The organism is Scardovia wiggsiae F0424, from assembly GCF_000269605.1.
Lineage (GTDB): Bacteria > Actinomycetota > Actinomycetes > Actinomycetales > Bifidobacteriaceae > Scardovia > Scardovia wiggsiae.
Genome location: NZ_AKCI01000001.1, coordinates 1,416,122 through 1,435,318, shown reverse-complemented (window position 1 = coordinate 1,435,318; position 19,197 = coordinate 1,416,122). Strand labels below are relative to the sequence as shown.

At 54.3% G+C, this 19,197-nt stretch carries 11 protein-coding genes and 1 pseudogene; 5 read left to right on the top strand and 7 right to left on the bottom strand.

The window, feature by feature from the left end; translation table 11 throughout:
* The first annotated feature begins 283 nt into the window (after positions 1–283).
* On the top strand, positions 284–1,072 hold the full coding sequence (locus HMPREF9156_RS0106270) for a FadR/GntR family transcriptional regulator (RefSeq protein ID WP_007147929.1): 789 nt from the start codon (positions 284–286) through the stop codon (positions 1,070–1,072).
* Between the two features lie 480 nt (positions 1,073–1,552).
* Here HMPREF9156_RS0106270 and HMPREF9156_RS0106265 read toward each other — a convergent pair.
* From HMPREF9156_RS0106265 to HMPREF9156_RS0106245, 5 genes and pseudogenes are all read right to left on the bottom strand, one after another.
* A pseudogene (locus tag HMPREF9156_RS0106265) lies at positions 1,553–2,461 on the bottom strand (DUF4862 family protein); the annotation flags it as partial.
* A 215-nt stretch (positions 2,462–2,676) separates the two neighbouring features.
* On the bottom strand, positions 2,677–5,418 hold the full coding sequence (locus HMPREF9156_RS0106260; protein ID WP_007147927.1) for a glycoside hydrolase family 31 protein: 2,742 nt from the start codon (positions 5,416–5,418) through the stop codon (positions 2,677–2,679).
* 168 nt (positions 5,419–5,586) lie between these two features.
* On the bottom strand, positions 5,587–6,411 hold the full coding sequence (locus HMPREF9156_RS0106255; RefSeq protein ID WP_007147926.1) for a carbohydrate ABC transporter permease: 825 nt from the start codon (positions 6,409–6,411) through the stop codon (positions 5,587–5,589).
* Positions 6,408–7,238, bottom strand: coding sequence for a carbohydrate ABC transporter permease (locus HMPREF9156_RS0106250; protein ID WP_231198100.1), 831 nt, complete (start codon positions 7,236–7,238; stop codon positions 6,408–6,410). The genes HMPREF9156_RS0106255 and HMPREF9156_RS0106250 overlap by 4 nt, the downstream gene beginning before the upstream one ends.
* Positions 7,239–7,594: 356 nt before the next feature.
* Entirely contained in the window at positions 7,595–8,986 is a 1,392-nt protein-coding gene (locus tag HMPREF9156_RS0106245) for an extracellular solute-binding protein (protein ID WP_007147924.1), read from the bottom strand.
* A gap of 291 nt (positions 8,987–9,277) precedes the next feature.
* Between HMPREF9156_RS0106245 and HMPREF9156_RS0106240 the strand changes: the two genes are divergently transcribed.
* The gene (locus tag HMPREF9156_RS0106240; RefSeq protein ID WP_007147923.1) at positions 9,278–10,312 is read left to right on the top strand and encodes a LacI family DNA-binding transcriptional regulator; all 1,035 of its coding nucleotides are present in this window, start codon (positions 9,278–9,280) and stop codon (positions 10,310–10,312) included.
* Here HMPREF9156_RS0106240 and nagA read toward each other — a convergent pair.
* Entirely contained in the window at positions 10,309–11,664 is a 1,356-nt protein-coding gene (gene nagA / locus HMPREF9156_RS0106235; protein WP_007147922.1) for an N-acetylglucosamine-6-phosphate deacetylase, read from the bottom strand. The two genes, HMPREF9156_RS0106240 and nagA, sit on opposite strands and share 4 nt — an antisense overlap.
* A gap of 189 nt (positions 11,665–11,853) precedes the next feature.
* On the bottom strand, positions 11,854–12,738 hold the full coding sequence (locus HMPREF9156_RS0106230; protein ID WP_007147921.1) for a hypothetical protein: 885 nt from the start codon (positions 12,736–12,738) through the stop codon (positions 11,854–11,856).
* Positions 12,739–13,287: 549 nt separating this feature from the next.
* Here HMPREF9156_RS0106230 and nth point away from each other — a divergent pair.
* From nth to valS, 3 genes are all read left to right on the top strand, one after another.
* On the top strand, positions 13,288–13,956 hold the full coding sequence (gene nth, locus HMPREF9156_RS0106225) for an endonuclease III (protein ID WP_231198082.1): 669 nt from the start codon (positions 13,288–13,290) through the stop codon (positions 13,954–13,956).
* A gap of 165 nt (positions 13,957–14,121) precedes the next feature.
* Entirely contained in the window at positions 14,122–16,065 is a 1,944-nt protein-coding gene (locus HMPREF9156_RS0106215; protein ID WP_007147919.1) for an ABC transporter substrate-binding protein, read from the top strand.
* 196 nt (positions 16,066–16,261) lie between these two features.
* Positions 16,262–19,087: a valine--tRNA ligase gene (gene valS / locus HMPREF9156_RS0106210; RefSeq protein WP_007147918.1), complete on the top strand. Its 2,826-nt coding sequence runs from the start codon at positions 16,262–16,264 to the stop codon at positions 19,085–19,087.
* The last annotated feature ends 110 nt before the right edge of the window (positions 19,088–19,197 follow it).

Here is a 19,197-nt window from a genome sequence, read left to right as displayed (position 1 = left end):
GAAGAGAGGGTACTGTCTGAGAGGGGAAGCCGCCCAAGAAAGGCTGCCAGGCGCAATAAAAACGGGCCGAGGATACCAGGCCGGCGATAACGGGTATTTTTACTATCATCCCTGCGGCACTGTAGCGCACTGTACTGCTGCCCCGGTATCCCGCTCAGTTATTACAATTATCGGTTTTCATACCGCGCTTGCGTTTTGCCCTCTGTCATCTGATATCATATATATATTCATACGGCGAAGTACGATTTACATAAACTGCTTCTGGGGGAAATGGATACAAAATATGGCAAATGAAACTGAATCAGCAGGACAGCGCATACAATCACAATTATCTTCACTGGCCGTGCTTCCCCTGGATACTGCTGAAACTGCCCCGGCATCATTGCGGAACCGGTACGATATCGCGATTGATGCCATAAAATCATATATTATTCAGAAAAAACTCTCACCGGGGGATCCGCTGCCCAACGAGGCAACCTTATGTGAAGAGCTGAGCGTCTCGCGGTCATCAGTACGCGAGGCTGTCCGCAAACTTGAGGCCCTCCATATAGTCAAAGTTATACACGGCAAAGGGATATTCGTTGGGGACCTTTCTCTGGAACCCCTCGTTGAAACACTCAGCTTCCGGACCATAGTTAACCAGGACGCCAATCTGACCAAGCTGCGCGACGTGATCCAAGTCCGCCGGATCCTCGACCTGGGGGTAGCACAACAGGTCGTTGACGCCATGGAAGGCACTCCCCGGCCTGACCTGGAGAAGCTTGTCAGACATATGGAAAAACAGGCGAAAAAGCATACAACTTTCCTTGAACAGGATATTGAATTCCACTCCCGACTGTTTGATGAGACCCATAACGAAGTCCTTAAGCAGCTGGCCCACAGCCTGTGGCTGGTGCACATGGCGGTCCTTCCCCAGCTTGGCCTGACTGTCAGTGAAAATCTTGGGACTGCTGCCGCTTCCCATAACAACATGCTTCAGGCAGCAATCGCCGGGGATGTTGATGCCTACAGAGATGCTGTCGTGGAACACTACAAGCCTATTGAAGGGATACTGAATTCCTACCTGGGGTAAGTTGAGGCGGCCAGGATAATTAGGGTGGCTGGGATGGCTGGGATGAGTTTCCGGCCCATCTTATAAACCCGCGGGCTTTATAAACCCATAAGTTAACAGGCGGGCACCCGCCTGTCTGACAGATGCCCGCCACTGCTGCCGAAACGCCTGCCCCACACTTGTGCTTACTTATAAAACACCCGTTGCAAACACTGGAGGAACCCGGGCCTTCGGCCTGCCAACCCGGCGCTGCACAATACTTTAATATCTAGTGTCTGTGTACGCCTTAGTGTGCAGTATTTATGATCCGGCCGCACCCCTCCTGCGCCATACTGAACAGACGAGGGAAGCCGCGCATGCTGCAGCCGCCAGTACTATAGCCGCAATTGCAGGGGCTGCGAATGAAGCACCGGTTGCCCCGAGCCCGGCTCCGGTGTTGCTGCCGGTTCCAGCATAACCGCCGGCGCCGGCCTCATCGCTGCCCTCACCGCCGGTGTCGGCTCCGCACGCGGCTTCATAAATATGCCTGAGGAACGAAAGGCGCTCAGGCAGGCTGCTGCCGGAAGGGACGCACACTTTCGCCCCGAGATACTTCACCGTGCCCGCTTTACGTGCACGGTCAGCGCACCGGCGTATCCGTTCAGCATCCATCAGCGATGCAGGTTCATCAGGGGCCATGGGCAGATGCCCGTCAATCCAGCTGTACCCATATTGCGTTTCGGCCGGGCAGGCGCCGGAAAACATAACTCCTGCAAGCACGCCGGAATCTCCGGCCTGCGCTATATGGCTGTACGGGGCAACGGCGTCGCGGCCTTCAACAGCACTGCGGCCCCAGTTAATAATAATGCCGATGCCAAGTTCTTTTGCAGCCGCTATTTCATCTTCTACGGGCAGGAAACCTTTTTCCGGCTTCTGCCCCTCAATATAGCGGTCGCAGTGTTCTATGGCCAGCCGCGATCCGTTCCACTGCCACCGGAGGACCTCTTCCAGCGATGCCCTCATTGAATCAGCACAGGCACCTGCTGTAGGGGCGGAATGGAGCTCAATATACGAAACTGTATTTTTCCCTTTGAGCTGCGAAAGCCGGTCAACAGCGTCACGTATGCTTCGGATAAATTCCAGTGCAGCAGCACGTCCGCCGGCGTCGCGGCTGGCGAGTCCCACAGCCGGGTCTGCCCACACCCGTTTCATAGTACCCGGTATCGCTGTGACCGTATTATGCGTCCAATGGTCCGGAAGCATATACGACAGCTTTTTCAGCATCGCCAGATCGGCGAGGTCGCCCGGGAACGGCAGTTCTGCCCCGGATATCCAATCCTGCTCCCCTAAAATCCTGTAATATTCTTCCTGTTCCTGAGCGTCCGGCGGCATAGACGCATAAGCGCCAACTACGAATGGCATTCCAGACATCATAACTCCTTTCGTCATCTTCGACGATTGTGCTTCTGCGGGGATGTCCCCGAAGCACTCCCCCGTACACGTACCGATCAGGCAGCCTGATGGGTCAGTGCAGACTGGGGAGCACACTTCTGCCTGTATCCTCATTGGCTGTACACACTATATTATATATAACATAACAGATATCTGACAACATAGGACTCGCCCTGCCCACGTCAGCACTGGCGTTACACGCCGCGGGACAGTATTTCTTCGATCGCCTGGATAACGGCAGCGGGCATGGCTGTATCCGACACCGGAATGTCCTGCCATACACCGTTCCGTCCGCTGTGGTCATAACTGAGCGAACTGAGAGTACCCACAGCGCCGATCCCATGGCTACGCACAGCATCGAACGCCTTATCTTTGGCAATGTAGGGGATCTGTGCATGGAGCAGCAGCTCAAATACATCCATGTCAACAGGGTCATCGGCAATATGCAGCCCGCCGCGGACCGCCACACGGATCTGGTCAGCGATGCTGACGTTCGGTATCCTGATTTCCAGGCTCAGCGTCTGCTTATCATACGATATTTCTGCGTTGGCCTGTCTGCCGCCGGCAAACACGCAGATATCACTGCCGTTACCCGCGTTCTTATTATCAGCGGCGGCCATATCCGCATCAGCTCTGCCCCCTGCGCTCCCGCCAGCCATTGCCGAAGCAGCAGTATCGCTGTCAACTGGCCTACGGCCAGCAGGATCACTGTCAGCCGGGCTGCAGCCGGCAGCCCGGCCCGGCACATCGGACACGCCTCTGAAAGTGACCTTCCAGTCGCGCTGCTGCGGGATACCCTGTGTACTGCCGGAAACGGGGCCTATCGTAAATACCGTATTTTCACCGCCGCAGCTGCCGCTGCAGTCACCGTTGTTCCATGCAGCAGCCTCGCCATTGCATCCGCCATCCCCTCCTTCGCTGCTGCGCCATACCAGCTTCAGGACCGTATCGGCAGGCATGCTGCCGGCCTGCCCGGAATCCTCGCGCATTGTGAAAGAGCCGTCAGAACCCGGGAAAACAAGGACTTCCATACTGCGGGGATTTCCCGCCCCATGGTGCGCGCTGCCGGCGTCCATATCCTGCATAGGGATAATGCCTCCAGACCGTGCGAATACAGGGATCCTACCGATCCCCCTCCATACTTCCATACAGCGCCCGGTTTCCGGAGCAGCACTGTACCGCCTGCCGTCAAAGAAATCGAACCATTGCCCCTGGGGGAACCAGACATCTGTATGCCCGCGCTGCACCTGCGGATCGTTTGGGGAAACGATGGGTGCAGCAATCAGTTCCGTGCCGAACCGGTATTCATGGGGGACTGAATACGCCTCAAGGTTTTCAGGCGACTGCCAGTACATCGGCTCTATCAGAGGCCGCGCAGTGTCAGCTGCACGGCAGCACATCGTATACAGATAAGGGACCAATGCATGGCGCAGGCGCAGTGAACTGTCCATTGACTCGCGGACCTCGGTCCTGAAATTCCACGGTTCTTTGCCGGAAAACGGCGAATTGCTTGAATGCAGCCTGTTTACAGGGCTGAAAGCCCCAAACTGGTACCATCGGGCTTCAAGCTCGTCATCGCAGGACCCCAGCATATGCCCGCCGATATCATGGCTCCACCACCCGTATCCGATATTTGATGCCGTTGAGGTGAAGTATGGCTGGAATTCCAGTGATTTCCACGAAACTATCGTATCGCCTGAAAACCCTATGGAATACCTGTGCGAACCCGGACCGGCATAGCGTGAAAAAATCAGCGGACGCTTCCCGTCACGCCCTGAATCATAATAATGGATATGGTTCAGCATCCATAGGGGATCCAGCCCCCGCTGCCGCGTAACGCCTCCCTGCTGCCAGTCTATCCACCAGAAATCAACGCCATCATCTTCCATACGGTGATGCATACCCAGATACGCACGGACGAATCTGGGGTCTGTGAGATCAAACTCGACAGCCTTCCCTTTCCGGGGATCCTGCCCTGCTTCCTGCGCCACCCTCGCGTATTCCTTCTCAAAAGCCCTGATCCCATCCCTGGGATGGAGATTAAGCGTCGCCGCCAGGCCGCGGCGGTGGAGCTCCCGCAGGAACCCTTTATGGTCAGGGAACAGGCCGGTATTCCACGTATAGCCTGTCCAGCCGGAACCGTACACAGGATCGATATCCACAAGATGCCAGTCCATATCGATGACTGCCGCTGTAAACGGCACGCCTTCCTCTTCGAAACGGTCCATCAGCTCAAGATAGCTGTTCTGGGTATACCTGTAAAAACGGCTCCACCAGTTGCCGAGCGCATACCGCGGCAGCAGGGGGATCGGGCCGGCCAGCCGGCAGAAATCCTGTACAGCTTCAATATAACGATGCCCATATCCGAAGAAATATATGTCAGTTTCCCTGTGGCTGCGCGGCATGACCCATGCTTTATAAGGGTTCGCGATGCCATTCACCGTATCGGCATCAACAACAATATTCGACGCCGAATCATCGATCACAGCCCAGCCGTCGCGCGATGCCACCCCCGCATCCAGCCTGACCGGACCGTCGGCAAAATCCAGCGTGCGGGCAGTCCCGCCAAGGTTCCCGCTCTGCGCATCGCCATAATGCCATGTATTGGACTGGGAACCCGGAACCCCTTTAACAACAATGCTCAGCCCCTCCTTGCTGAACGGCTGGCGGTCATACACCAGATGGAGGCCCGGGGTATCAATGACCAGCCGCCCGTCCTGCTCCGACGCATCAAACTGCACTTCTTCACCGAAATCACGGCATACTGCCATCTGAGTGGCGGCATCTTCAAATATGTTATCGTCTGACCACTCAAGCCTTATCAGTGCTTCGCCGAGGATACTGATACGCCACCGGTCACCCTGGACTACCCTTTCAGGAGGCACAGAAAGATGCTCCTGATGCGCATAAGAAAGGAAAACCGCAGACTGCGTCATGAGCTCCATTACTCCTTAGTCTTTACCCAGTTCGGGAACTTTTTATCAGTATCCCTTTATCAATATGTTACTGTGCTTTCAGGTTTCGTGCCATCCCGGTAAGCGGCGGGATGAGGCAGACTGCCGCGGAAAACTGCATAATGCAGTACGAATCTGCAGCGGCAGCAGCTACTTCCCGCTCCCTGAAGCAATACCGGCGATAAACTGTTTCTGGAAAATCACATACACAACGATCACTGGGACAATAGCCAGCGAAGTTGCAGCGAAAAGGCCGCCATAGTCCGTACCGTACTGTCCATTGAACGCTTTAAGCCCAACGGCAAGCAGCTGCTTTTTCTCATCAGTGATCATAAGGAACGGCCACAGATAATCTTCCCAGTTCCACAGGAACGTAAAGATTGCCAGGGCTGCCACGGTATTGCGGCTCATCGGCAGAATGATCCTGTGGAATATCCGGGTATCAGATGCGCCGTCGATCTTTGCCGCTTCAATAAGCTCATCGGGGATCCCCGAAATCGACTGGCGGAAGAGGAAGATGCCGAAAGCGCTGATAAGTCCGGGCACAATGAGCGCCCGGTATGTATCCTGCCAGCCGAACCGGACCATCATGTCATACTGCGGGATAATAGTAACAGCCCATGGGATCATCATAGTCCCCATAACAACTGCAAACAGCAGGTTCCTGCCCCTGAAGCGCATCTTTGCAAAAACGAACCCCAGCGCAGCACTGGTGTATATGGCAACAGCAGTTTTGATGCCGGCAATGAACAGCGAATTGGCAAACAGGCGGAAGAAATCAAATTTCTCCTGTATCCCTGTATAGTTGCCCAGTGTGCTGGGTGCGGGGAAAAGGCCGCCGTTCACACTGACGATATCGCTGTTAGGGGCGAACGAGGAAACAAACATCCAGATGAACGGGATGACCGTAACCAGTGCCAGTATAAACAGCACGGATGTTAAGATGATCTGCGTAATAATATGCTGACGTTTCATGACAGGTCTGACTCCCCTGAAGCCTTGAACATAAGCAGGGTAAGCGCCCCCGTAAAAACAAACAGGACAACGCTCATAGCCGAAGCAACGCCGAAATTGTATTTCTGGAAGGCCTGGTCGAATATCAGGTAGCTGATGGTATAGGTCGATGTTCCCGGGCCGCCCTCCGTCATAACCAGTATCTGCACATATGCCTGCAGATAGCTGATCATTGAAGTGATGACGATAAACAGCGTTGTAGGCTTGAGCAGCGGCAGGGTGATCCTGAAGAATATCTGCACCGGACCGGCCCCGTCGATTGCCGCGGCTTCATACACATCACGGGGAAGGTTCATAAGCCCGGCCAGATACAGCACCGTGGCATACCCGAAATCTTTCCAGACCGTCATGATGATAATAGCCGGCATCGCCCAGGCAGCATCATGCAGCCAGTTGACGTTGAGCCCTGTGACCTTATCTATCATCCCAAACTGCGGGTCGAACATCCACATCCATACAAAGCTCACTGCTACCAGCGGTGTAATCGTTGGCATATAGAAAAGCCCGCGAAGGGTATCCTTGCAGCGCACCAGCCGTGAGCTCAGAAGCAGCGCAAGCCCCAGGCCGAGGACGATCCTGCAGACTGTGCTTATTGATGTGAAAACTGCCGTATTCCACATGGCACTCCAGAACAGCTTGTCCGTCAGTATCTGCCTGAAATTATCCAGACCTGCCCATGTATATGTGCCCGACAGCGGGTTCCAGTCATGGAGGCTCCCTGCGAATGCTTTATAGATCGGATACACAAGGAATATCGCAAAATATACGATAAGGAAAGTGACGGCCATTGTCCGGAAGGTAATGATCCGGGACAGTACCGGGCCTGCGGAACGCTTCCGGCGGGCCGGACTGCCGGTAGGCCTGGTATCGCTGCGTTTCATTGCGCTGCTCCTTTTACAGATGTATAAGCGGATATAAGGGTGTTACGCGGGTTTAAGGAGGTATATGGGATATTCCCAATCGGAAAAATATGCATATATAGAACAGGAGTACTGCAGGGGTATTGCAGAGGCATAAGGGCCTGTGAGCACAGGAGCCGGGAGGCTGCAGGGATGCCGGATGAGGGGGTTAGCCCCGCCCTGTACACCCCTGCCCTATGGCCTCATATTACCTGATATTACCTGCCTACAATTTGATACTCCGTTTACTTGTGTTCGCTGTAGAACCCGTACTTGGATTCCATCGACATGAAACCTGAATTCTTCATATCTTTGTCCATCGTCTTCTGGGCATCTTTAACAGCCTCGCCAATCGGCCTTCCATTCTGGAACACATTCTGGAAAGCTTCCTTGCCGCTTGTTTCAACAGTTGCAGGTGCAGGCCCCGGCCAGATAAGGCGGTCTACCCGAGGTTTGATGGCTGCCATCACAGGCTGTTTGAGTATCTCTGCATCATTCTGCAGGCTTTTCTTGGCGGGGAATGAGTTCAGGACTTTAACAGCGCTGCGGATATAGACGTCATTAGCAAGTATGAACTTGATGAAGTCCTGGGCGACTGCCTGCTGTTCCTTGTTCTGACGGGCGTTGATGCCGGGAGTGGATTCCCCGTTATACCGGTCGTAAGCGAATGGTATCCCTTTATCGAAGGTCGGAGTGGGGAAAATACCATACTCTATCTTAGGGTATTTCTCTTTCAGGGTCCCTTCCATGTGGCCCCAGGCATACACCATTGCCGACTGGCCGTTGCCGAAGCTCTGGATGTAATCGTTGCCAAAATTGATAGAACCGACTTTATCTTTATCGTACAGGTCTTTCAGGAACTGCAGGTTTTCCCTGGTCGCAGGGTTATCATAGTTGGCTTTCTTCCCGCTGGAATCAAACAGGAGCTGCCCTTTCTGATAATTCAGGCCCTGGTAGATGGCGCTGTACGCATCCCCGTTGAAATTGAATCCGGCCTGGGTCATTTTGCTGCCGTTCCATTTGGCGAGCTTTTTTGCAACTGCACGGAGCTCATCCCAGGTCGTTGGGATATCAGCGTCGGTAAGCCCCGCATCTTTCCACAGCTTCTTGTTGTAGTAGATATTGCCTGTATTGATAACGGAATCAATATACTTGACCTTCCCATCCTTATCTTCGTGCACTGACGCAGTCGCATAATCAGATTCCAGCGCTGACTTGTCTATATCATAGTTTGCCGCATAGGGGCGGATCAGCGAATCATACGAATTATGGATATTAAAGATCGCAGGCCCGCGGGAACCTTTAAGCGCCAGCGGGAGCTTGGTCCAGTAGTCAGTCCACGATACTTTGACAGTTTTGATCTTTACATTGGGATATATGCGCTGATACTCCTTGACCATGTCGTATACAGGGTCTGTGCCGTTGTCACCCCAGCTCCAGTACTCAAGGGAGATCGGTTTGCCGCCGTTGACCAGATGGTTCGGGTTATATGTGATCGCCTGCCCCATGGTTGGCAGGCCTTTGTCTTTTTTCGTATCAGTGGTGCCGGAAGACCCGTTCCCGCTTCCGCACGCTGCAACACACGCAAAAATGCCAACGGTTGCAATAACCGATGACACTATCTTTCTGATCTTCATAGATCCTCCTTACTGCTTTGTAAGTATTAGATTGCACTACTATGATACCTCTTTGCTGAGGGTATGTCCTATTTTCCAAATCAATAATGTAAAGGTTTACATTTGAAACCCTTTACATTCAATATATCCGGGTAAAAAATATTTTTATTACCGGCGTGTCGTTATAGGGAAACCTTTGCACTTCCTCCGGATACCCGGAAGATACTGCCGCTATGGTTGAATATAGCATACAGGCATGCGCCGGTACCCTGCGCTACACACAGGGAAGCAGGCAGCAACGGAAGGTTAAGGATGAAAGCAAGCATTGACGATGTAGCCGCTAAAGCCGGAGTATCTACCGCAACAGTCTCCCGCGCATTTTCCCACCCTGAAAAAGTCTCGCCAAAGACACGGGATAAAGTGCTTAAAGCCGCTGAACAGCTTGATTTTTCCATCTCACGCAGCGCAGGGGTCCTGAAATCAGGGAAGTCATACCGGATAGCCCTGCTTGTGGGGAACAGCCGGATAGAATGGTTCACCGCGTCAATCATTGAGGGGCTGAACGCTATATTCCGGGAGGCAGGGTACGATCTGGTCATCTATCCTATTGCAGGGGTCGCTGCGCGGGCTGAATTCTTTGATGATTTGCCAGTCCGGGGGAATGCTGATGCTGTGATCGTTTCATCTTTTGACATCAGCCAGGCAGAGGCCGAAAGGCTGGGTACTGCCCATGTCCCCATAATCGGGATAAACTGTGCAACTTCCCGGGTTTTATCAGCGTCCGTCGGCATTGACGATGCATACGGTATCCGATTAGCGGTACGGCATCTTGCTGCTCTCGGGCATCGTAATATCGCATACGTTTACAAAGAGTTTTCACCGGGGCTGAAGTTCAGCTCGGGCAAACGCATAACCGGTTTCGCCCATGCCTGCGCAGAGATTGCAGGCATGAAAGGGAAACTCATCCCTGTATCGCCGGCAGATGCAGCCTTCGACACAGCTATCTCGGGGATCCTTGGGGAGAAAACCCCTCCTACTGCTATATGCTTCCATCAGGATTCGATAGCGGTCCCCTTCTTTTTCAGGCTCAGGGAGACAGGGATATCAGTCCCCGAAGATATTTCCATTATCGGTTTTGATGACAGCATATTTGCCCGGGATATCGGCCTGACGACAATAAGGCAGCTTCCGCGCGAAATGGCTGCAAGCGCTGCGCACAAAGCACTGTCGCTTATTGAGAAACAGCCGGTCGAAGACCCGCACAGTATCTTCCCTACGCAGCTGATCATAAGAAATTCAACTGCCCGTCCGCGTAAAACAGGGAAACTGCTTAAGCCGCGGAACTAAAGTCCGGGAACGGGCATCGGGCGGCCTGCGCACCATACAGACTGGACTTCCCATGTATCACGGCTGCTGAGAAGTATATCTGCCGCATACCCCGGGGCTGCCAGGCCAAGAGGAGCTCCCGTAACATCATTTGGCCGGTCAAAACCGAAAGCTTTTGCTGGGGTAAGGGTTGCAGCTTCCACGGCATCAGCCGGTGCGATACCCTGCTCAATAACGGCACGCTGCACCGCAGTTTCCAGAAGCAGGGTAGAGCCTGCTATCGCCCCGTTACTTACTAAACGCGCATGCCCGTCAGCAACGTTGACATCAAGCGATCCAAGCTTATACGCCCCATCCGGGCATCCTGTTGCAGCCATGGCATCAGTTATGAGCGCAATGCGGTGCGGAGCCATTGCAAAAGCGAGCTTAATGACCGGATCCTGCACATGGAACCCGTCGTTGATCATCTCAATCGTGATGCGCGGGTCTTCAACAGCCGCCGGGATAGGCCCGGGATCGCGGTGATGGATGCCATTCATGGCATTAAAGATATGGGTCATAATGCCTGCACCGGCATCGAATGCCTGCTGAGCTGTTTCATAACCGGCATCACAGTGCCCTACAGCCGGGATCACACCAGCCCCGGCAAACTGCCTGACAGCGCTGATGCCGTGAGGGAGTTCGGGAGCTATGGTGATCTGGCGCATACAGCCGCCGGCACTTTCCAGCAGACGGTCAACAAGCTGCGGTACAGGGTCTTTAAGGCACTGCGGGTCGTGGGCCCCTTTGCGTGCAAGAGCGAGGAACGGACCCTCAAGATGCGCGCCCAAGATATCGGGGCGTTCCTCCGTCGCCTGCCTGACCGCCGACACATTCCTGCACATCACATCTATAGGGTTCGTGATCAGCGAAAGTACCTGGCGGGTAGTCCCATGCACCATATGTCCTGCACGCGCCAGCGAAATCGCTTCAGCACCATCATCGTATGCGTGTGCCCACGCCCCATGCGCATGGATATCTATATATCCGGGGGTAAGCGTACTTCCTGCGGCATCAATAATAGCCATACCGGAATCGGCCCCATCTGTATTTTCAGCTGAAAACTTGCGGAGAGCAGCCTCGAAATCGCCGCTGCGCGTACCGGCAGCAGCTATAACACCGTCCTCCGAAATAAGCCAGAAGTTTTCCTGGATACCGCGCGCATCAATTTTACGGGCATTCCTGACCGCAAAACGGCCGGGCTTTTTGCCGAAAGCCTGTGAAACCTGCCCCGCGGTACGCGCCTGTACACCCGAAACTCTGCCGGAGCCACTATCTGCGGTATCCCCGGAAAGAGAAACGCCATGCCGATAAGTTGCATGTGCCTGGTCCATAGCTCCCCCTTGCGGACTGTTAACTGTTAATCTGCCGCCCATTGCCAGCTGAACGGCTGCAGCTGTGAAGGCTGCAATATGCTGCGCCTCCACAGCTGCCATTGTGCGGGTACCGGCACCATAGCCAGACCAGCACTGCAAGTACTGCCTTTATCATACGGGCATACCCGGTCATCATCAGCTGCCTTATCACTTCAGGAACAGCACCTGAGCGGCACTGATAAGCAGCGGGAAAATGCCCGCGGCCATTACGGGGATCATGGCAATGCCCGACCATGTATATCTGTCTGCATAGGAGTATGCTGCTGAATTGTCCGGGCCATTATCGTGATCGTGCAGATCATTATTATTGCGCAGATTACCATTGGCATTGCCCCCGGCAGTATCCCGGATGCTTTCCCCGCTGCCGGCCTCTATCTCATTTTTGACCCAGAGCGCGCTGACTCCCATAAGGATGATCACAGACAGCGCTACTACAGCTGTCACAGCCCAGGCAAAAGCGGGATGTGCGGAAAAAATGCCGCCCAGGCCTCTCGGCGAGGGGAAAACACCCCACCCTGCAGCAAACAGCCCCATTGCACCTGCTGCAAGTGTCGATGACAGCGATGCAATCAGATGCCTGCGTTCCCTGCGGAGAAGTTCAACGAGGAATGCACCCACGACCATAACAGCTGTTGCGGTGCCTATCCCAGTGAGCCATGTTTTAATATCTGCAGCAATGATTGCCATGCATAGTCCCGCGCAGGCTTCCCATATAGCAGCTATCCTCGGGACCAGCACAGTGGGCGACACGCGCCCGAACGGATAAAAATATGCATAAACGATAACTATAAAGCACGCTGCTGCAGCGGTATAGATACTGAAAGGCCCGCGTCCCGGGGTAAGGTACCTCAGAATAACCATGCACAGCATTACCGCAGATGCTATGCTGTGAGTACGCCCGATACTTTTGCGCGCATTTGGCTTCTGCCGCGGAACTCCAGGCGTTTCAGCACCGGAAAGGGGCCCATCGGGAGAAGGCCTGCTGGAGGAAGGCCCGTCAAACGGAGATCCCTGAGAAGTATTGGCAGCCATAGAGTGTATGCCTCCCTGCTCATGCCCTGAGCTTTTGCAGTTTTCACGTACCTATCCGTAAGTTTAATGCATTGCATAGCCGAAGCGTGCATTCTCCGGGCTCACCCAACTCAGCGATACTATCTGTCCCGTCAGGCTCACCCAACATGCATATCGTACTGCCGTCAGATAACTTACGAAGCTCATCCGGCATGCGGATACGGCCCGTACGTTCCATGCGGACAACTGATACAGGACTGCGTTTCTTTGAGTTGGGTGAGCCCATCGAATGGGAACGTTGAGTACATGGACAGGCCGGACAGCAGGCCCCCACGCGGAGACACCGTACGGGATCAGCCGGGACATCTCCCATGTACCTGCATGTTGGGCGAGCGCATATGCGCCCGATCCCGCATGTGGCTCCAGAGCTTCGGTTCACGTCGCGCCTTCGCTCACGTTTGCCCCCCCCATTACAAAACCCTTTCTTATCCTCACTCGCGTTCACCCTCCGCTCATCGTATTGGGCTATATCACATTGTGCCGCTATTAATTCTGCGATACCATTGCACTATGTCGAGGGAATCCAAAGCGGAACGATACAGGCGCATGCACGACGAATACAGCATCCTGTGCTCAATCTATAAAAACCCCGCCTCGGCACTGGTCTTCCGCAACCCATTCGAGCTCCTTATCGCCACTATGATGAGCGCACAGACTACCGACGTACAGGTCAATAAAGTAACGCCGGAACTTTTCAGCCGCTACCCCACACCTGAAAGCCTTGCAGACGCCCCTGTCCAGGATGTCGAACAGATCATACGGACTATCGGCTTCTACCACACCAAAGCGCAGCGGGCAATCATCATCGCAAACGAGCTTGTTCAGCGTTTCAACAGTGAAGTACCTCACACCATGGAAGAGCTTACGACGCTGCCCGGGGTAGGCCGCAAAACCGCAAATGTCGTGCTCGGCAATGCTTTTAACCTTCCCGGGTTCCCGGTCGATACGCATGTTATCCGCGTGACTAAACGCCTGCACTGGCGCAGCGACTGGCGTTCTGCAAAGAGCGATCCCGTCAGGATCGAAAAGGAAGTCACAGCAGCATTCCCGCCGCAAGAGTGGAAGGACCTGAGCCATCGCCTCATCAATTTCGGACGCGATACCTGTCACGCACGCAAACCGGAGTGCCTGATATGCCCCCTACGTGAGACATGCCCGAGTTTTGGATTGTATATTTAATCATATTTGGCCGGAGCGCAGGCTGTTTGATGCATAAAAACCGCATATTTTCAGGATTCTTATACTTTCCGAGGAATCAGCCCGCGGCAGCAGGCCGGCACGCCGACCGCGTAAAATCCCGTTACGTTTGATATGTTTCGGCATGTATCAGTAAACTTATACATTATGAGATTTGATTTCGGTGAGCCGACGCGCCACAGCCACGGTATAAAGGCTGAAGACGCGGAAAGACTTACTATGGGAAGAAAGTCTCACAACCCAGGGAATATTAATAAACCGGCAGATGCCGAGAAAACAATATTAGAACATTCAGAAAATATTGAGGATACAGTAACCTCTTCTCCCGCTCCCCAGAGTACCATTGAACCTGTGGGAACTATTGATCCGGATGATTCGCACAGGCGCCCGTCCCAAGGCACCGCAACCCTAAGGCGCGATCGCAGGGCCAAAGGGGCCGTTCGCGCAGCCCACGCAAGGCCTGCAGAAAACCAGCAGTTTACGGGCGGTCCGGCTTCCGATACAGCTTCAAACGCAGTCCCCAATTCCAGCGCAGCTTCCTCTGCATCTGCTGCGCTTTCTCCCACAACGCCCCGCCAGTGGCTTATCTTCGTGGCCCTCACTGTTGTATTCAGCCTTATTGCCTATATTGCTTACGGATTCATTATTTACGGGAAAGTCCTGCTCCCCTGGCAGGACAACACTCCAACAGTAACTGTCGGAGTTGGCGTGGCACCCAAAAATCTTAATCTTGCTGCTTCTTCCAGTGATCCAACGAGCCAGGCGCTTCTCGGGAACGTATATCAGCCTCTCCTGCAACGTGAACAGACTAAAAATATCCCTGCGCAGACATCCCCCCTGCTGAAATCATGGTCAATAAGCAGCAACGGCCTCGAATATACTTTCACCCTTAAAGACAATGTATATTTCTCCAACGAGAGGAAGATGGATGCGAACGATGTAGTATGGTCGCTCCGCAACGGGATCCGGAAAAAGTACCCTGGATACGATGAGCTGAAAGATGCGCAGTCCATCTCTGTTTCGGGGGATAACACCGTCAAGATCACGCTCAGCTCCCCCAAACCGCATCTGGCATGGCTCCTTACCGGGCGCGTAGGGGCCGTATACAGCAGGGCAGAAGGAGGGGCCAAGGATTCCAGTGCCGTCGGAACCGGCCCTTACACCGTCAAATCTTTTGAGCAGGGCAGGAAACTGCAGCTGAAAGCCCGGATAGACCATCAGTACCGCGCAGCGAACACGAATGATGTCAATTTCGCCTACTATTCAGATGCTGATGCTGCGCTGAAAGATATCAGGAGCGGGAAAATTGATGTGTACATCCCCCCGCAGCCCGTAGCCGCGTCAGCAGTATCGCAGGCCCAAAAAGACAGCAGCCTCGTAGCCGATACTTCCGATACCAGCACGCGGGTAGCGCTGGCATTCAACGGGAGCGCAGATTCCAAATTCTCTGAGCAGCGTGCCCGCGAGGCCTACAGGGATATCGTCAGCAAACCTACGCTCATTAATGGCCTGGGATACTCCGCTTCCCCGATAACCGGCCCTATATCGACTGTTGATCCGGGATACGAAGACCTCAGTATCAAGTATCCGCAGGATATCAGCGGAGCACGCCAGAAACTCTGGTATTTCAATTTTACTTCAAGTACGCTCGTCTACCCCAGGAGCATGGGGCCGAAAATCGGCGAACTGCTTAAAGTACAGTTCGCTGCCGCAGGGCAGAAAATCACTGTTAAAATGCTGGACGATGCAGAATACCATACCCAGGTCGAAGTCAAAAAGAAATTCGATATGACCCTTGTGCGGTATACCTCAGGACAGGATCTGGGGACGATAGTCGATCCTAACTATTTCATTGGTTTTACCGACGCACAGACCGATGCAGACTGGGCAGCGGCACAATCCTCGCGGACTTTGAGCCAGTACTACGCAAACCTTACAAAAACTGCCGAACGGATCACAGACAAGGCTGCGCTTGCATGGCTGTATCAGGAGAATGCGGCTGTTATCCGGCGCAACACGATCAGTGCGGTCAAGACGACATCCCCCGCATCCTATCTGCCCCTATCTGCCGGGCTGCAGAAGAAAAAATAAGGGGGCAAGCGGGATCCCGAAGCAGGATAGCTATCCGCCGACCGCCGCGGCGCCCGTCCGCGCGCTTCCCTCACCATTGCACTACCCATTTAATTTTAGACCCTTCCCCTACACCCTTCCAAGGGCGCGCCTTGTCCTTCCCTATGCCACCCCCGCGTACGTCCCCATGTCAGGTCAAAACCGTAAAATTCACATTATGGCTGACATGAGTGAATACTTTGAAAATACTGAAGATTCCAGGGATATTGCTGGCAGCGCTGACCACACCGGTACAGGGAAGTCTGCGGCTGCAGGGCAGGACGTTATCAGCGCCGCGCTGAGCCCCCTTCCTGACCGCGCAGGGGTGGAGGGGCTGGAAAATAAGTGGGCTTCACGCTGGGATTCCGACCAGACTTATAAATTCGGCTATTCCAGCGACCGCAGCAGTGTTTACTCTATTGATACCCCACCGCCTACCGTTTCGGGTTCCTTGCATGTCGGGCATGTATTCTCATATACGCACACCGATATTATTGCGCGTTACAAACGCATGCGCGGATTCGACGTATATTATCCGATGGGATGGGATGACAACGGCCTCCCTACAGAACGGCGTGTCCAGAACTATTACGGTGTGCGCGTAGATGCTTCTCTCAAGTACGATCCCGATTTCAAGCCCCCTTTTGAAGGCACTGAAGGCAAAAAGATCCAGGCCAAAGACCAGGTCCCTGTTTCCCGCCGAAATTTTATTGAGTTATGCGAGAAACTCACCGCAAAAGACGAAAAGCTGTTCGAGAACCTGTGGAGGACCCTTGGCCTATCTGTTGACTGGTCGCAGACATACCACACGATTGGCGAACATCCGCGGCGCGTGGCCCAGCGCGCTTTCCTGCACAATCTGGCACGTGGGGAAGCGTATCAGCAGGAGGCCCCCGGTCTGTGGGATGTCACATTCCAGACTGCAGTTGCCCAGGCGGAGCTGGAAAGCCGCGAATACGACGGTTTTTACCATAAGATAGCTTTCCGCTTTGAAGACGGGGCACCGCTCTATATTGAGACCACCCGCCCCGAACTGCTCCCGGCGTGCGTAGCGCTTATTGCCCATCCAGACGATCCGCGCTACCAGGGATACTTTGGACAGCATGTATATTCCCCACTTTTCCACGTTAAAGTCCCTGTTGTCGCCCATCCGGCTGCTGAAATGGACAAAGGCGCGGGTATAGCCATGTGCTGCACCTTCGGCGATGTGACCGATGTGCAGTGGTGGCGTGACCTCAAACTGCCTCTGCGCTCTATTATCCAGCGCAATGGGCGTATTATTATGGATACCCCGGACTGGATAACCGATAAAGCCGGGCGCGGGACCTTTGCACGGCTTGCGGGGAAAACAGCATTCTCAGCGCGTAAGGAAATTGTCGAAGCCCTGCGGGAGTCCGGAGATATGGAAGGCGAGCCGACGCCTACACGGCGTATGGCCAATTTCTATGAGAAAGGCGATAAGCCGCTGGAAATCGTCACATCACGCCAGTGGTACCTGAAGAACGGCGGTACCGACGAAGTGCTCCGCAGCGAACTTATCCGACGCGGCACAGAGCTTGATTTCCATCCGGACTTTATGCGTGTGCGCTATGAGAACTGGGTCAATGGCCTGAATGGGGACTGGCTGATCTCGCGCCAGAGGTTCTTCGGGGTCCCCTTCCCGCTATGGTACCCGGTCGGGGAAGACGGCACTGCAGACTACAGCCATCCGCTGACTCCAGATGAATCAAGGCTTCCTGTAGATCCGGCATCAGATGTGCCGGACGGATACACCGAAAGCCAGCGCGACCAGCCGGGCGGCTTCACCGCTGAAAAGGATATTATGGACACCTGGGCAACCAGCTCCCTGACTCCGCAGATAGTGACACACTGGGGCGAGCAGGGCGAAGGGAACCTGGCGCTGTTCAATGCTACATTCCCTATGGATCTGCGCCCGCAGGGACAGGATATTATCCGCACCTGGCTTTTCAGCTCTATTGACCGCGCACACCTTGAAAATGGCTGCCTCCCCTGGAAACATACTGCACTGTCGGGCTGGATCCTTGACCCTGACCATAAAAAGATGAGCAAATCCAAAGGCAATGTTGTTGTCCCCAGCGAGCCGATAGAAAAGTTCGGCGCCGATGCAGTCCGCTACTGGGCGGCATGCGCAAGGCTCGGGACCGATGCGGCTTACGAGATCGGACAGATGAAAATTGGCCGCCGCCTCGCGATCAAGCTGCTGAACGCCACAAAATTTGCGTTATCCATTGGGCGCGAAGACGACAGCCATCATGTTGCCGATTCCGCACAGGCTGAGTGGAAATTCTCTGATATTACCGTGCCGCTGGACCGGTCGGTTATGGCCGCACTGGCAGATGTGATTGATACTGCCACGCAGGCGCTGGACAGTTATGACCATGCGCGGGCGCTGGAAACTGTAGAGGCATTCTTCTGGCAATTCTGCGATGACTACATTGAACTTGCCAAGAACCGCGCATACGGTACGGCTAACGCAACAGGCCGCATACCCGATGAGGCCGGGATCCTGTCAGCTCGCACTACTCTGGGTATCGCGCTAGATACGTTCGCGCGCCTGTTCGCCCCCTATCTGCCTTACGCTTCCGAGGAAGTATGGAGCTGGATGCATGAGGACAGCGGTTCAGTACACCGCGCGCCATGGCCGGATGCCTGCATGTTCCGCAATGCCGCACATGGCGTTGACCCTGCAATGCTGGAATGGAGCGGGAATGCGCTCGCTGCCCTTCGCAAGATCAAATCTGAGAATAAAGTCTCCATGAAGACCCCGATTTTGGATGCTACTCTTGAGCTTGCTGAAGCCGGGGCAGCTTTTATACGCGAGGCACTGACTGATATTGCGGAAGCAGGCCGCGTTACGGGGCCTATTACTCTTGCAACAGCCACAGCAGCACCGGCAAGCCCTTCGGAAGAAGCCCAGGATACAGACGCGGTAGTTGTTACCGCAAGCACCCTCGGGGAAGCTCCGGCGAGAGGTAAGCAGTAAAAGTAAGTGCTTACCTCGCCCCCGGCCGTTTTCTTCTGCTGTTTTGCCGGCGAAGTTATAGAAGTTATAAAGGCTACGTAGGCGTCTGCAATCGAGGGACCTATTCCGCG

Coding starts and splice junctions, on each gene's coding strand:
- HMPREF9156_RS0106270 (WP_007147929.1), top strand. CDS start 284: ATGGCAAATGAAACTGAATCAGCAGGACAGCGCATACAATCACAATTA.
- HMPREF9156_RS0106260 (WP_007147927.1), bottom strand. CDS start 5,418: ATGACGCAGTCTGCGGTTTTCCTTTCTTATGCGCATCAGGAGCATCTT.
- HMPREF9156_RS0106255 (WP_007147926.1), bottom strand. CDS start 6,411: ATGAAACGTCAGCATATTATTACGCAGATCATCTTAACATCCGTGCTG.
- HMPREF9156_RS0106250 (WP_231198100.1), bottom strand. CDS start 7,238: ATGGCCGTCACTTTCCTTATCGTATATTTTGCGATATTCCTTGTGTAT.
- HMPREF9156_RS0106245 (WP_007147924.1), bottom strand. CDS start 8,986: ATGAAGATCAGAAAGATAGTGTCATCGGTTATTGCAACCGTTGGCATT.
- HMPREF9156_RS0106240 (WP_007147923.1), top strand. CDS start 9,278: ATGAAAGCAAGCATTGACGATGTAGCCGCTAAAGCCGGAGTATCTACC.
- nagA (WP_007147922.1), bottom strand. CDS start 11,664: ATGGACCAGGCACATGCAACTTATCGGCATGGCGTTTCTCTTTCCGGG.
- HMPREF9156_RS0106230 (WP_007147921.1), bottom strand. CDS start 12,738: ATGGCTGCCAATACTTCTCAGGGATCTCCGTTTGACGGGCCTTCCTCC.
- nth (WP_231198082.1), top strand. CDS start 13,288: ATGTCGAGGGAATCCAAAGCGGAACGATACAGGCGCATGCACGACGAA.
- HMPREF9156_RS0106215 (WP_007147919.1), top strand. CDS start 14,122: ATGAGATTTGATTTCGGTGAGCCGACGCGCCACAGCCACGGTATAAAG.
- valS (WP_007147918.1), top strand. CDS start 16,262: ATGGCTGACATGAGTGAATACTTTGAAAATACTGAAGATTCCAGGGAT.